We start from the raw sequence: 15,887 nt of genomic DNA, 5'->3' as shown, positions 1-15,887 counted from the left end.
GGGTTAATTTTTCCTAAAGAATATCAGAAGAACCCGCAAAATAAGCGGGTTTTTTTATACCTAAGCTGAATGATTACGCTTAGACATTTATTATAAGTAGTGATTGTTAGATCAGTGATATTGTTGTAACAGGGCAATTATAATGAATTATTGAGCGACATCGTCGCCAAAAAGGGTAAGTTTGAAAATATTCAATTTTAATGGAAAATAATAAAGGTGCGATATGAAAGTATTAAAATTTGGTGGAACTTCCGTCGCTAATGCACAGCGTTTTCTTCGGGTTGCTGAAATCATTGAAAATAATTCCAAACAGGAACAAACCGCTACCGTGTTATCGGCACCTGCAAAAATAACTAATCATTTAGTTGCAATGGTGGATAAGACAGTTGCTGGTCTTGACATTAACAGCAATGTTTATGATGCTGAAAAGATTTTTGCTGATCTATTAACTGGGTTATTTGAAGCACACCCCAATTTTGCTTATGAAGAATTGCAGTCATTTGCGCTTAATGAGCTAAAACACATTAAGCAATTGCTTCATGGTATTCGTTTATTAGGTCAATGTCCTGACAGTATTAATGCATCAATTATTTGTCGAGGTGAAAAGCTATCTATTGCGATCATGAAAGCATTACTTAATGCTAAAGGTTATCATGTTACCGTCATAAATCCGGTTGAGTCTTTACTAGCTAATGGGGGTTATTTAGAATCAACGGTTGATATCAATGAATCAACTCGTCGTATCAAAGCGTTAAATATTCCTAAAGAGGATATTATTTTAATGCCAGGTTTTACTGCAGGTAATGAAAGAGGAGAGTTAGTTGTATTAGGACGTAATGGTTCTGATTACTCGGCAGCTGTATTAGCGGCATGTTTGCGAGCGGATAGTTGTGAAATATGGACTGATGTAGATGGCGTGTATACCTGTGATCCACGTTTAGTACCAGATGCCAGACTGCTTAAAACGATGTCTTATCAAGAAGCAATGGAGCTGTCCTATTTTGGGGCGAAAGTCTTGCATCCAAGAACCATTTTACCAATTGCTCAATTCCAAATTCCCTGTTTAATTAAAAATACCAATAATCCTGATGCGCCAGGTACTTTAATTGGCGCAAATATTGTTGATTCTTCGACACCCGTGAAAGGCATTACAAACCTTAATAATATGGCAATGATTAATGTTTCTGGACCAGGTCTAAAAGGCATGGTTGGTATGTCGGCTCGTGTCTTTTCCGCAATGTCATATGCTGGCATTTCTGTGGTATTAATCACCCAATCATCATCAGAATATAGTATTAGTTTCTGTGTTCCTCATGCAGAATTATATCGTGCTGAAGAAGCACTAAGTGATGAATTCTATTTGGAACTCAAAGACGGATTATTAGAACCCATTGAAGTTATCGAGAGACTTGCAATTATTTCAGTGGTCGGTGATGGAATGCGCACCTTACGAGGATTATCAGCGAATTTCTTTGCGGCACTAGCACGGGCAAATATCAATATCGTAGCCATAGCTCAAGGGTCTTCTGAACGGTCGATTTCGGTTGTTGTGGATAATGATGTTGCGGTAATGGGAGTTCGGGTTGCTCATCAAATGCTATTTGGTACTGATCAAATTCTTGATGTATTTGTTATCGGTGTTGGTGGTGTAGGCGGAGCATTACTCGATCAAATTGCACGGCAACAAGTGTGGCTTAAAAATAAACAAATCGACTTAAAAGTTTGTGGTCTAATTAATTCCAAACATTGTGTTTTAAATCGTGATGGTATTTTGTTGAATGATTGGCGCACACAAATTAAACAAAGTCAGGATAACTATACGCTAGATGATATAATCGCATTTGCAAAAGACAATCGTTTACTTAATCCAATTCTAGTCGATTGTACTTCAAGTAGTGATGTCGCCAATAAATATGCCGATTTCCTGGCAAATGGTTTCCATGTCGTTACGCCGAACAAGAAAGCCAATACCAGTTCAATGGCTTACTATTTGCGTTTGCGTCAAGAAGCGGCAAAAAGTAAACGTAAATTCCAATATGATACAAATGTTGGAGCAGGCTTACCTGTCATTGAAAATTTACAGAATTTACTTAACGCTGGAGATGAATTAATCCAGTTCTCGGGTATCTTATCAGGTTCATTATCCTTTATCTTTGGTAAACTTGATGAAGGCATGACATTATCTGAAGCAACTAAGTTAGCTAAAGAAAAAGGTTTTACTGAACCCGATCCTCGCGATGATTTATCCGGAACTGATGTCGCGCGTAAATTATTGATCTTAGCACGTGAATCAGGTCTAAAGTTGGAATTAGATGATATCCATGTAGAATCGGTATTACCTGAATCCTATTCACAGGGTGATGTAACGGCATTTATGAACAAATTACCGCAACTTGATGAGCAATTCAAAACCCGTGCTGATGATGCTGCCAAAGCAGGTAAAGTATTACGTTATGTGGGTAGCATTGAGAATGGGCAATGCAGTGTTAAAATTGCCGCTGTCGATAGTGATGATCCGCTCTATAAAATTAAAAATGGTGAAAATGCCTTGGCATTTTATACCCGTTATTACCAACCAATTCCGTTAGTTTTACGCGGATATGGTGCGGGTAATGATGTTACAGCGGCAGGGGTTTTTGCTGATATTTTGCGAACAACGTCAAGTAAAATTGGTGGTTAAATGAATAAAATAATAAAGGTGTATGCGCCTGCATCTATGGCGAATATTAGTGTCGGCTTTGATATCTTAGGTGCGGCTATCAACCCTATTGATGGTAACATGCTAGGGGATTGCATTACCGTTGAAACAGCTACGCAATTTCAGTTAAAGAACAAAGGCCGATTTGTTAAAAAATTGCCTAAGGATCCGAAACTAAACATAGTGTACCAATGTTGGCAACTTTTCTGTCAATCAATAGGGAAAGAATTACCAGTTGCGATGACATTAGAAAAAAATATGCCTATTGGTTCTGGTTTGGGATCGAGTGCTTGTTCGGTAGTGGGCGCACTGGTAGCACTAAATGAATATTTTGATAAACCATTTAATGAACAACAAATGTTAACGATGATGGGGGAATTGGAAGGGCGTATTTCTGGTAGCGTACATTATGATAATGTTGCGCCCTGCTATTTAGGGGGGATGCAACTGATATTAGATGAGATGGGTATTATCAGTCAGTCAATTCCTCATTTTGATAATTGGTATTGGGTAATGGCATATCCGGGGATTAAAGTTTCAACGGCCGAAGCGCGAGCGATCTTACCAGCACAATATCAAAAACAAGATTGTATTGCTCATGGACGTTATGTTGGTGGTTTTGTTCATGCGTGTTATAGCCAGCAACCAAAACTGGCAGCAGCAATGCTAAAGGATAATATTGCTGAACCGTATCGTAAAAAGTTATTACCTCATTTTGATGAAACCCAAAAAGCAGTAAAAAAATTAGGTGCATTAGCGTCGGGTATTTCGGGTTCTGGCCCAACGATTTATGTGGTCAGCGATGATTTAGCCTCCGCGCAACAGATTGAATTATGGTTACAAAACCATTACTTACAAAATGAAGACGGCTTCACACATATTTGTAAAATTGATCAACAAGGTGCCAGAACAATTTAGTTCTGTCGTGCGATAGCAAAATATCACGCAGCGAATGAATAACCCACATTTGCTGAATAACTAGATAAAATTGGAACAGTAATATGAAACTTTACAATTTAAAAGATCATTCGGAACAGGTAAGTTTTTCCCAAGCAGTGCAACAAGGATTAGGAAAAGATCAAGGTCTGTTCTTCCCACAAGATTTACCAAAATTTAGCGCCACTGAAATTGAATCTTTATTAAAAATTGATTTTGTGACACGTAGCGCCAAAATTTTATCAGCTTATATTGGTGACGAGATTAGCTATGATGATATATTGCGTATGGTAAACAATGCATTTCAATTTCCCGCCCCGGTCAAAGCTATTGAATCTGACATTGGCACTTTAGAACTCTTTCATGGACCAACCTTGGCATTTAAAGACTTTGGTGGGCGTTTTATGGCGCAAGCATTAGTGCAAGTGGCAGATGATAAAAAAATAACAATCTTAACAGCAACCTCTGGCGATACCGGGGCAGCAGTTGCTCACGCTTTTTATCATTTACCGAATATTCGTGTGGTTATTTTATATCCTGAAGGTAAGATTAGTCCGTTACAGGAAAAACTCTTTTGCACCTTAGGGGATAACATTCATACGATTGCGATTAAGAGTGACTTTGACGCTTGTCAGGCGCTAGTAAAAAAATCCTTCGATGATACAGAACTAAAAAATAAAATTGGTCTAAATTCAGCTAATTCAATTAATATTAGCCGATTATTAGCCCAAATTTGCTATTATTTCGAGGCATTTGCACAATTAACGCCAAAACAACGTGAACAACTGGTCATTTCTGTACCAAGTGGTAACTTTGGCGATTTGACAGCAGGTTTATTGGCAAAAACTATGGGGTTACCGATTAAACGCTTTATTGCTGCAACTAATGCCAATGATACGGTACCGCGCTATTTGGATACAGGGAAATGGGAGCCACACAAAACGGTGGCAACGATTTCTAATGCAATGGATGTCAGCCAACCAAATAACTGGCCACGAATTGAAGAGATTTATCAACGTGAAGGTTGGGTATTAAAATCTTTAGGACATGGTAGTGCTTCAGATGAAGTAGCGAGTGCAACTGTGCGGGAACTTGATCGAAAAGGTTATCTTTCTGAACCTCATGGTGCAATTGCTTATCGCGTATTACGTGATCAATTACAAGCTGGTGAGTATGGTCTATTTTTAGGTACCGCTCATCCAGCTAAATTTAAAGAGGTAGTTGAAAATATTCTTGGTAAAGCGATACCACTACCAAAAGAATTAGCAGATCGTGCCGATATGCCACTGTTATCGCATAAGATGACAGATGATTTTGCTAAATTGAAGGCTTTTTTAGTTAATTTAGCGTGGTAAATTAAGATAAAAGGGGAATATTAATTCCCCTAATAATTATTTCTCGCCGGTTTTGAAACTTAATTCACCAGGATGAGCTTATCACATTTCTTTTTTAATCATTAAACTAATATACCAGATAAAACCAATTCGCTATTAAAAGACAGCATTCTGACTATTGTCTAAAAGTATTATCTAAGCTATTGTAATAACGTTTAACATAAATAACGGAGATCAATATATGCATTGTCCATTTTGTAATGCTGATGATACTAAGGTGATTGACTCACGTTTGGTAAGTGAAGGATACGAGGTTCGCCGTAGACGACAATGTACCGATTGTAATGAACGTTTTACCACATTTGAAGTTGCTGAACTGATCATGCCTAATGTTATAAAAAGTAATAATGTCCGTGAACCGTTTAATGACGAAAAATTGCGTAACGGTATGCAAAGAGCATTAGAAAAACGCCCTGTCAGTTTTGATGCGATAGAAGATGCGATAACACGAATTAAATCAAAATTACGGGCAACCGGTGAACGTGAAGTCCCGACTAAGTTGATTGGCGATTATGTGATTGAAGAATTAAAAAATTTAGATAAAGTGGCCTATATCCGTTTTGCATCGGTTTATTTTAGTTTTGATGACATTGAACAATTTAGTAAAGAGATTGCTAAATTACAACAGAAATAATCATGAATAATCTGACTGTTTTCAACGATCATGATCTTCAATTTATGATGCAAGCCATTGCATTGGCGGAGCGTGGTCGTTTTACGACTCACCCTAATCCTAATGTGGGTTGTGTTATCGTTAAAGATAATCGAATTATTGGCACCGGTTATCATCAGCAAGCCGGTCAACCTCATGCTGAAGTTTATGCGTTACAGCAGGCTGGCGGTTTAGCAAAAAATGCTACAGCTTATGTGACGCTGGAACCCTGTAGCCATTATGGACGAACCCCGCCTTGTGCTAATGCGTTGATCGATGCGGGGATTAGCCGAGTAGTCGTTGCAATGCAAGATCCTAATCCTCAGGTTGCTGGCCAAGGTATTGCACGATTACGTGCGGCTGGTATACGGGTTGATGTAGGCTTATGTGCTGAGGCCGCCGAGCAATTAAATCGTGCATTTTTTAAACGCATGCGAACAGGATTACCTTACGTTCAATTAAAACTTGCCGCATCTTTAGATGGTAAAATTGCCATGGCTTCGGGGGAAAGTAAGTGGATTACATCATCTCAAGCCAGACAAGATGTGCAGAGTTTTCGTGCTCAAGCCTCTGCTATTCTTAGCACGCATGTTACCGTGAAAAAAGATAATGCCAGTCTCACAGTACGTTATGATGAGTTACCTTCAGAAATACAGACCATCTACCCCGAATCGACGTTACGTCAACCGATACGGATTATTATTGATCGGCAAAATCAACTGACCGGCGATGAAAACCTTTTTCATCAATCAGGTGAAATATGGATCGTGAGTCAAACACAACGCCACGTTATGCCAATAAATTGTCAACAACTATTAATCCCTGATCAACCCAACCAGATTAATCTTCAATTGTTATTAAAAGCATGTGCGAAACGCCAAATTAATTCGTTATGGGTAGAAGCCGGTGCGCATTTAGCGGGTGCGCTAATTGAACAAGATTTAGTTGATGAATTAATTGTTTATTATGCGCCAAAACTATTAGGGCACAATGCACAAGATTTGGCAGTTTTACCACATTTAACGTTACTTGCCGATGCCCCCCAATTTGCTTACCATTCTGTTACAATGGTTGGTAATGACTTGCGGTGTATTTTACGAAGACAACCTTAAACGTCTTCAAAAAATTGATAGCTATCACCTAATGCGCTACCTTGTACCCCAAATTGGCGCAGATTGTGATCAACAGCATTCATTGATTGCCAATGGTTAGCACACCAATCTGGTGCAAGCAAAGTTGGTTTTCGGGCATTGGCTGAAATGCGATGGAATAAAATCTGTTTTGGGGTATGGCGAATTAAATCGCCGGCAATATCTACATATTCGTCCAATGTTAAGACAGACTGTCGACCGGCACGCCAAGCTTTAGCCATTATACTGCCTTCGACAATATGTAACGGATGTAACTTCAAACCATCCACACCGGTATCGAGTACTTGATTAAGTGTATTAAAACAATCTAGTTTGGTCTCTTTCGGTAAACCAATGATTAAGTGTGTACAAACTTTAATCCCTAAGTTCCGCGCTTTCTGGGTTGTTATATGATAATCAGCAAAGGTATGACCACGATTAATCTCGCGTAGCGTTTTGTCATTGGAGGTTTGTAAACCCAATTCCAACCAAACTTCATACCCTTGATCTTGATAACTAGCAAGCAGATCCAATGCTGCATCTGGTACGCAGTCTGGTCGAGTACCGACACACAGTCCAACGATATCCGCATTTTCTAGCGCTTCTTGGTACATTTTTCTCAATGTTGTCACTTCAGCATAAGTACTGGTATAAGCCTGAAAATAAGCTAAATAACGTTTTGATTTTTTCATTTGCGATGCTTGTAAGGCTAATTGTTCGGAAATAGATTTAATCTGTATGGATTCATCAATAATTGAGGCAACATTACAAAATGTACATCCTCCTTTAGCCAATTCACCATCGCGATTAGGGCAGCTAAAACCGCCATGTAGGGTCAGTTTATAAATTTTCTCACCATAACGACGAGCCAGATCTGCTCCGAAAGTATTTACCACAAGATGTAATTGCATATCAAAAAATTATGAGTTTTAACAGGATTATAAATTGCATTCATGGTAACCGAATTCTGTTATTTCGGGAAGGTCAACTTGCTTATTATGCAGGATGGTTAAATTTTGGGTATTATTGAAGGAATAATGCTAGTCATAACGCGGTTTTATCCGCAAAATTCATTAGTTCTATTAATACCCAATCAACACTTATTATAATCTTGACTTATAAGTAGAATTTATTTGACCGAAACTGCTTTTATCGTTAATTTCTGTCTCAATATCGCGGTATTCAAAGATTTAATAGCAATACGCTAGGCGATGACAAAATAAAATGATTAAGAGGCAATAATATGTTATATGATCAGCATCATGACAAAGACAATTGTGGTTTTGGGTTAATCGCTCATATAGAAGGTAAACAAAGTCACAAAGTGGTGCGTACAGCAATTCACGGTTTGGCAAGAATGCAACATCGTGGAGCAATTTTATCTGATGGTAAAACCGGTGACGGATGTGGTCTATTACTACAAAAACCGGATCGATTCTTTAAGTTGGTTGCTCAAGAAACTGGTTGGCGATTAGCCACAAATTATGCGGTTGGGATGTTGTTTCTCAGTCAAGACGAAAAGGAAGCACAACTTAGTCGCGAAATTATTGAAGAAGAATTACTGCAAGAAACACTCTCTTTGGTCGGTTGGCGTGAGGTGCCAATTGATGTCAGTGTGCTAGGTGAAATCGCCCTTTCTTCCTTACCAAGAATTGAACAAGTGTTTATTAATGCGCCGGCAGGTTGGAGTACAATCGATTTAGAACGCCGTTTATTTATGGTGCGTCGTCGAATTGAAAAACGGGTTACCGATAATACCTTTTATGTCTGTAGTTTCTCAAATCAAGTCAATATTTATAAAGGCTTATGTATGCCGAAAGACTTACCGAGATTCTATTTGGATTTAGCTGATCTGCGTATGGAAACCTCAATTTGTTTATTTCATCAACGTTTTTCTACCAATACATTACCTAGATGGCCATTAGCACAGCCATTTCGTCACTTAGCGCATAATGGTGAAATCAATACAATTGAAGGAAATCGCCAATGGGCTAAAGCACGTTCTTACAAATTTAAAACGCCACTTATTCCCGATTTACAAGATGCTGCGCCATTTGTCAATGTCACCGGCTCAGACTCCAGTTCATTAGATAATATGTTAGAACTCTTCTTAGTTGGTGGTATGGATATCGTGCGTGCTATGCGATTACTGGTTCCGCCAGCCTGGCAAAATAATCCTGATATGAATGAAGATCTGCGAGCATTTTTTGACTTTAACTCAATGCATATGGAACCATGGGATGGACCAGCTGGCATAGTGCTGTCTGATGGTCGTTATGCTGCATGTTGCTTAGATCGTAATGGATTGCGTCCGGCACGTTATGTGATTACCACTGATGGTTTAATTACCTGTGCATCAGAAATTGGTATTTGGGATTATCAACCCGATGAAGTTGTCAAAAAAGGTCGTGTTGGGCCGGGTGAACTTATGGTAATTGATACCGAAAAAGGGCAAATTTTACAATCCGAAGAAACTGATAATGATTTACAAAAACGACACCCTTATAAAATCTGGATGGCAAAAAATGTCAAACGATTAACCCCTTTTGAAGATTTGGCTGATGAACATCTTGGACAACGGGAATTTGATGATGTAACTCTGGCGACCTATCAAAAACAATTTGGATATTCCTTTGAAGAACTTGACCAAATATTGCGAGTTTTGGGGGAAAACGGTTATGAAGCTACCGGATCTATGGGGGATGACACACCATTTGCTGTACTTTCTAGTCGGCCACGTATCATTTACGATTATTTTCGTCAAAAATTTGCTCAAGTAACCAATCCACCGATTGATCCGTTGCGTGAAGCGCATGTTATGTCGTTAGCAACCAGCATTGGGCGGGAAATGAACGTATTTGCTGAGGCGGAAGGGCAAGCGCACCGTGTATCGTTTAAATCGCCAGTACTGTTATATTCCGATTTCCAACAGTTAACCTCGTTAGAATCGAAATATTATCAAACCGATGTGTTAGATATCACTTATGAAATTGATGGCAGCTTAAGTGATGCTATTGAACAACTATGTGGTGATGCGGAAAATAAAGTTCGTGCTGGCGCGGTTCTGTTAGTTTTATCTGACAGAAATATAGCCGCTGACCGTTTACCGATTCCAGCGCCAATGGCTGTCGGTGCCGTACAGCAGCGCTTGGTAGAGCAAAATTTACGATGTGACGCCAACATTATTGTTGAAACGGCTAGCTGTCGTGATCCGCATCAATTTGCAGTGCTAATTGGCTTTGGTGCAACAGCCGTCTATCCTTATTTAGCTTATGAAAGTCTGGCCCAAATGGTTGATCATGGAACAATCAATAAAAGCTACCGTAATGTGATACTTAATTATCGTAATGGTATCAATAAGGGGCTTTATAAGATTATGTCTAAGATGGGGATATCTACCGTTGCCTCTTATCGTTGCGCCAAATTATTTGAAGCTGTTGGTTTACATGAAGATGTCGTAAAAACGTGTTTTTCTGGCGTAACTAGCCGAATTAGTGGCGCAAATTTTGAAGACTTCCAACAAGATTTATTCAATTTATCGAAGCGAGCATGGCTAAAACGTAAACCTTTAGATCAAGGTGGCCTTCTCAAATATATTCATGATGGTGAATATCATGCTTATAATCCAGATGTGGTGCAGACACTGCAAAAAGCGGTGAATAATGGTAATTATGAAGATTATAAAAAATATGCCCAAGTGGTGAATAGTCGTCCAGTGGCAACATTTCGCGATTTACTCAAATTAAACCTGGCTGAAGAACAAACGATTGATCTGGATCAGGTTGAACCTTGTGAAGCATTATTCAAACGCTTTGACTCAGCGGCCATGTCGATTGGGGCATTAAGCCCAGAAGCTCACGAATCATTGGCGCAAGCGATGAATACTTTAGGGGGGTATTCCAACTCTGGTGAAGGGGGAGAAGATCCTGCTCGTTATAATACTAATAAAGTTTCCCGAATCAAGCAGGTTGCTTCTGGACGTTTTGGTGTCACTCCTGGATATTTAATGAGTGCTGATGTTATTCAAATAAAAGTAGCACAAGGAGCAAAACCCGGTGAAGGGGGGCAATTGCCAGGCGACAAAGTCACACCTTATATCGCTAAATTACGCTTTTCGGTGCCGGGTGTGACATTAATATCACCGCCGCCACACCATGATATTTATTCAATCGAAGATTTAGCGCAATTGATTTTTGATTTAAAACAGATCAACCCTAAAGCAATGATCTCGGTAAAATTGGTGTCAGAGCCTGGGGTGGGTACGATTGCAACCGGTGTGGCTAAAGCTTATGCCGATATGATCACCATCTCCGGTTATGATGGGGGAACCGGTGCCAGTCCATTAACCTCGGTAAAATATGCTGGTTCACCTTGGGAATTGGGATTAGTTGAAACACAACAAGCTCTAGTTGCCAATGGGTTACGACATAAAATACGGTTACAAGTAGATGGTGGGCTTAAGACGGGATTAGATATTGTTAAAGCCGCCATTTTAGGTGCGGAAAGTTTTGGTTTTGGTACTGGACCCATGGTGGCATTAGGCTGTAAATATCTACGAATATGTCACTTAAATAACTGTGCAACAGGTGTGGCAACGCAAGATGAAACGTTACGCAATAATCATTATCATGGGCTACCGGAAAAAGCGATGAACTATTTCCGTTTTATCGCTCAAGAAACGCGGGAAATTATGGCACAACTTGGTGTCACGCGAATTACCGATTTAATTGGTCGAACGGATTTACTCACTGAGATTGAAGGTTTTACTGCTAAACAAAACAAATTAGATTTATCCGCCTTATTGATAGCCGCTACACCTTTAGAAGGATGTGCTGTGCATCATACGGAATTAAATGCACCTTTTGACCAAGGGGTTTTAAATCACCAAATCATGCTGCAAGCAAAAGATGCAGTCGATGCAAAACAGTCAAAAATATTACATTTTGATATTCAAAATACCGATCGTTCTGCAGGAGCAACATTATCTGGTTATGTTGCCCAGCGATATGGTGATCAAGGTCTTACTGATAGTCCGATTAAATTACATTTTAATGGCACTGCCGGGCAAAGTTTTGGGGTTTGGAATGCCAATGGTGTTGAATTGACTTTAACAGGTGATGCTAACGATTATGTTGGAAAAGGAATGGCCGGCGGGCGTATTGTGATTTCACCACCTGTTGGATCAGCTTTTTTAAGTCATGAAGCGACCATTATTGGTAATACCTGTTTATATGGTGCGACCGGCGGTAAATTATTTGCTGCGGGTAAAGCTGGAGAACGATTTGCAGTACGTAATTCAGGTGTAATCAGTGTGGTTGAAGGTATCGGGGATAATGGCTGTGAATATATGACGAGCGGTATTGTTTGTGTTTTAGGAAAAACAGGGGTTAATTTCGGTGCGGGTATGACCGGTGGTTTTGCTTACATTCTGGATGAAGATGGTGAATTTAATCAACGTATGAATAAGGAGCTCGTTGAAATGCTTGACGTGATTGATTTCGCTATTCATGAGGAGCATTTACGTGGTTTAATTATGGAGCATGCGCAATTGACACATTCATCACGAGCAGAGGATATTCTGGCGAATTGGGCAACCTATGCCAAACAGTTTGTATTGGTGAAACCAAAATCAAGCGATATTAAAGCATTACTGGGACATCGTAGTCGTTCGGCCGATGAATTACGAGTACAGGCGCAATAGGGAGAATATGCAATGAGTCAGAATGTTTATCAATTTATCGATTTGCAACGGATTGATCCACCAAAAAAATCGCTAAAAATTCGAAAAATTGAATTTGTTGAAATTTATGAAGGATTCTCTCAATCGCAAGCAACAGCACAAGCAGATCGTTGCCTAGCTTGTGGAAACCCATATTGTGAATGGAAATGTCCAGTACATAACTATATTCCCAACTGGTTAAAATTAGTCAATGAAGGGCAGATTTTAAAAGCTGTCGAGCTATGTCATCAAACCAATAGCTTACCTGAAATTTGTGGGCGAGTTTGCCCACAAGATCGGTTATGCGAAGGGTCTTGTACATTAAGTGCTGAATTTGGTGCGGTAACCATTGGGAATATTGAGCGGTTTATTACCGATGAAGCATTTAAATTAGGTTGGCGACCCAATGTCAATCATGTTGAGATGAGTGGTGAAAGGGTTGCCATTATTGGTGCCGGTCCTGCAGGATTAGCTTGTGCTGATGTGCTGGTTCGTAATGGTATTAAACCAGTTGTATTTGATCGTCATCCAGAAATTGGTGGTTTATTAACATTTGGTATTCCCGCCTTTAAGTTAGATAAAGCGGTGTTAATCAATCGTCGGCAGATTTTTACTGATATGGGGATTGAATTTCGCTTAAATACCGAAGTAGGTAAAGATATTTCTTTGCAGTCGATTATCGATGAATTTGATGCCGTCTTCATTGGTACCGGAACATATCAATCAATGCGTGGTGGGTTAGAAAATGAAGATGCGCACGGTGTCTATGCAGCTTTACCATTTTTAATTGCCAATACTAAACATATTATGCAACATCCACAAACAGCAGATGCACCCTATGTTGATATGAAAAATAAACGCGTTGTTGTTTTAGGTGGTGGTGATACAGCTATGGACTGTGTGCGTACTTCCATTCGGCAGGGTGCAACTGAGGTAACTTGTGCTTATCGTCGTGATGAGGCTAATATGCCTGGTTCTAAGCGTGAAGTAAAAAATGCTAAAGAAGAAGGCGCAGCTTTTTTATTTAATGTTCAGCCGATAAGTATTGAAGTTGATGACCAAGGGCAAGTAATCGGTATCAAAATGGTGAAAACAGCACTGGGTGAGGCTGATGCTAATGGACGTCGCGCTGCAATGGTAATTGAAGGATCAGAGTTTGTGTTACCTGCTGATGCTGTCATTATGGCATTTGGTTTTAAACCACATGCTATGCCGTGGCTTACGGAACATCACGTAGAGCTGGATTTACAAGGACGTATTGTTGCGCCTGCGAATCGAGGTTATCAAACCTCAAATCCAAAAATATTTGCAGGCGGTGATGCAGTGCGTGGTTCTGATTTAGTCGTTACTGCTATTGCGGAAGGTCGTAAGGCTGCTGAAGGCATTCTTGATTATTTAGAAATCTAAATGATCAATATAATAGAAAAACACGTTTAAGTTATTTAAACGTGTTGATAATTAGAACATTAATTTTTAATTTAATTGATTGTTTATTATATGTGTCTTGAAAATAAATGATATAAATAATAAACTTTCATCCAATAACAAATAATGGAAAATTTTTAATTTATTCGATAATTGTTCTTCTCACATCAAAATAAGTTTAATAGCGCTCTGTTAGCGATAAAATACTGTTCGAAGTAGGAAGAAAGATGAAAGAATAAATTGCCAACTGATCTAATTAACTACTCTTTTGCACGAATGATATAAGCACATATATCTGTTTATGAATTAAATATTAAACAATTTCTATTTATTCATAATCATATATGTATGCTGATAGCACAGGTTCAAATTAAGCTATCATAGCATTATCCATTCATTATTTGCTATTAAGAAAGAGGTTTTACTAGCATTTTGTTTGTAGCGAACAAACATAGTGAGCATAGTGTTAAGGTTATTTGATCTCCTGTCTCAGTTCAACAGACTCGATGTGATAGTTGCCTTGGTTTTATTGAGAATAATAAATCGGTAACGATATTGATATTACGGCAACAATAATTAAAAGATGAAATAGATAACAGGGGGAAACATTCAGATGTATATTGGCGAATGGTTAATGTGGTTTAGTAATTCGGTTTCATCTGCGATGCTAAGAAATTTTCAAATACCACAATTAGATAAAAATTTACGCCCAAGTGAATTACGTAAAAATTATACTAAAAAGTCAATGAGCGATACCCCTCGCCCTATCGGGCCATATTATGCTTATAATGAACATTATTTAGAGATTCGTGGTGGCATGTTTGAAAATTTTCGCGGAATTATTACCTGGATAAGTTTGCTTTTATTTCTCATACCGTTATCTAATGCTTATTTCGCAATTGATATTCTTATTAAACATTTTAATCATCACAAAGATGATTTTGTTTTAGTCATTTTGGCCGCCTCATTCAATTTTATTCTATTTATTGTGTTTGCTTATTTTTTTGTTCGTTATTTTCGCCATATCGGTCGATTTGAATTATTTACGCTACGCCATATTCGGGTCAGATTTAACCGTGTTACAAAGCAGGTCTATATCCAACGACCAAAATACTTAGGTGGAACGGTAGTGTTTCGTTGGAAAGATATCATGCCTATTTGTGTAGATGAGGAAAACGAAAATCCTCAAAATTTAGTAAATGTATTCTATTTTCACCCTTATAAAACCGGTTTACCGTTTATTGATGGCTTTGGTATTGGTAAAAACACCAATAGTCTTGCAGATCATCGTGATGAGTGGGAATTTATTCGTCGTTATATGGAAAACGGTATGGATGAATTACCTAAACCACGCATAACCACAACTTTACCGTTACCAGGTCGTGCACTTAAGCAACAAATTAAACCTTTAGTTAAAATTTGCCAAAGTTTACCGCATATAGCAACTTATATCATTATGATTCCAGTATTTATCGTGATGTTGCCGTTTTATATAATAGGTTATTTCGTCTCAGAATGTTTATGTTGGCAAGCACGTTGGCCAAGAGTCATTCGTGAGGCTGGTCAAAAAGGTAAACCAAGACCGAAAGAGACCAGATTAACCGATTACTCCCTTAAAATTAGGCAAATCATGTTGCAAGATGAATCATCAGTCGAGCAAATGGCTAATAAAGAAACTCACAATGCTAATGGCACAAATGAAGTATTAGAATGAAAGCTACTAATAATATAGATTGATAGATCGAGTAATCCGTTGTTAAGTCGTTCAATATCATTTCTAATACCCGATTAGATAATGAAGTAAGCGCATTAAAATGATATAAAGTAAATAAAATAAAAAAGTTACAGATAAATTTAAACGTCTAATCAATAGTGTGTTAGCACTTTATTTACCAAGTGAATAAATACTGACAAAATCAGTTTATCCAGCATA

9 protein-coding genes are annotated in these 15,887 nt (G+C 38.6%); 8 read left to right on the top strand and 1 reads right to left on the bottom strand.

Annotated features, from left to right (window positions below; all coding sequences use genetic code 11):
• The first annotated feature begins 223 nt into the window (after positions 1-223).
• The 5 genes from thrA to ribD all read left to right on the top strand — a co-directional run bounded on the left by thrA (position 224) and on the right by ribD (position 6,792).
• Positions 224-2,680, top strand: coding sequence for a bifunctional aspartate kinase/homoserine dehydrogenase I (thrA, locus tag JMI89_RS10220; RefSeq protein WP_187756002.1), 2,457 nt, complete (start codon positions 224-226; stop codon positions 2,678-2,680).
• Positions 2,681-2,689: 9 nt separating this feature from the next.
• Positions 2,690-3,616: a homoserine kinase gene (gene thrB / locus JMI89_RS10215; protein ID WP_370633741.1), complete on the top strand. Its 927-nt coding sequence runs from the start codon at positions 2,690-2,692 to the stop codon at positions 3,614-3,616.
• Positions 3,617-3,699: 83 nt separating this feature from the next.
• Positions 3,700-4,989, top strand: coding sequence for a threonine synthase (thrC, locus tag JMI89_RS10210; RefSeq protein ID WP_220680013.1), 1,290 nt, complete (start codon positions 3,700-3,702; stop codon positions 4,987-4,989).
• A 220-nt stretch (positions 4,990-5,209) separates the two neighbouring features.
• Positions 5,210-5,662 (top strand): transcriptional regulator NrdR, encoded by a 453-nt coding sequence (nrdR, locus tag JMI89_RS10205; RefSeq protein ID WP_220680012.1) that lies wholly within the window; start codon positions 5,210-5,212, stop codon positions 5,660-5,662.
• 2 nt (positions 5,663-5,664) lie between these two features.
• On the top strand, positions 5,665-6,792 hold the full coding sequence (gene ribD / locus JMI89_RS10200) for a bifunctional diaminohydroxyphosphoribosylaminopyrimidine deaminase/5-amino-6-(5-phosphoribosylamino)uracil reductase RibD (protein ID WP_220680011.1): 1,128 nt from the start codon (positions 5,665-5,667) through the stop codon (positions 6,790-6,792).
• On the opposite strand, the gene JMI89_RS10195 is transcribed toward ribD, so the two are convergent.
• Positions 6,789-7,721, bottom strand: coding sequence for a TIGR01212 family radical SAM protein (locus tag JMI89_RS10195; protein ID WP_220680010.1), 933 nt, complete (start codon positions 7,719-7,721; stop codon positions 6,789-6,791). The genes ribD and JMI89_RS10195 overlap by 4 nt on opposite strands.
• A 332-nt stretch (positions 7,722-8,053) precedes the next feature.
• Between JMI89_RS10195 and gltB the strand changes: the two genes are divergently transcribed.
• The 3 genes from gltB to JMI89_RS10180 all read left to right on the top strand — a co-directional run bounded on the left by gltB (position 8,054) and on the right by JMI89_RS10180 (position 15,668).
• On the top strand, positions 8,054-12,511 hold the full coding sequence (gene gltB, locus JMI89_RS10190) for a glutamate synthase large subunit (RefSeq protein WP_220680009.1): 4,458 nt from the start codon (positions 8,054-8,056) through the stop codon (positions 12,509-12,511).
• A 12-nt stretch (positions 12,512-12,523) separates the two neighbouring features.
• Complete coding sequence (locus tag JMI89_RS10185; protein ID WP_187755996.1) at positions 12,524-13,936, top strand: FAD-dependent oxidoreductase; 1,413 nt, start codon at positions 12,524-12,526, stop codon at positions 13,934-13,936.
• A 631-nt stretch (positions 13,937-14,567) separates the two neighbouring features.
• Complete coding sequence (locus tag JMI89_RS10180; RefSeq protein ID WP_187755995.1) at positions 14,568-15,668, top strand: DUF6708 domain-containing protein; 1,101 nt, start codon at positions 14,568-14,570, stop codon at positions 15,666-15,668.
• Positions 15,669-15,887: the final 219 nt, after the last annotated feature.

This window comes from Frischella sp. Ac48 (assembly GCF_019641635.1).
Classification (GTDB): domain Bacteria; phylum Pseudomonadota; class Gammaproteobacteria; order Enterobacterales; family Orbaceae; genus Frischella; species Frischella japonica.
The sequence above is the reverse complement of the archived record's forward strand: the minus strand, read 5'-3'. Positions and strand labels throughout refer to the sequence as shown.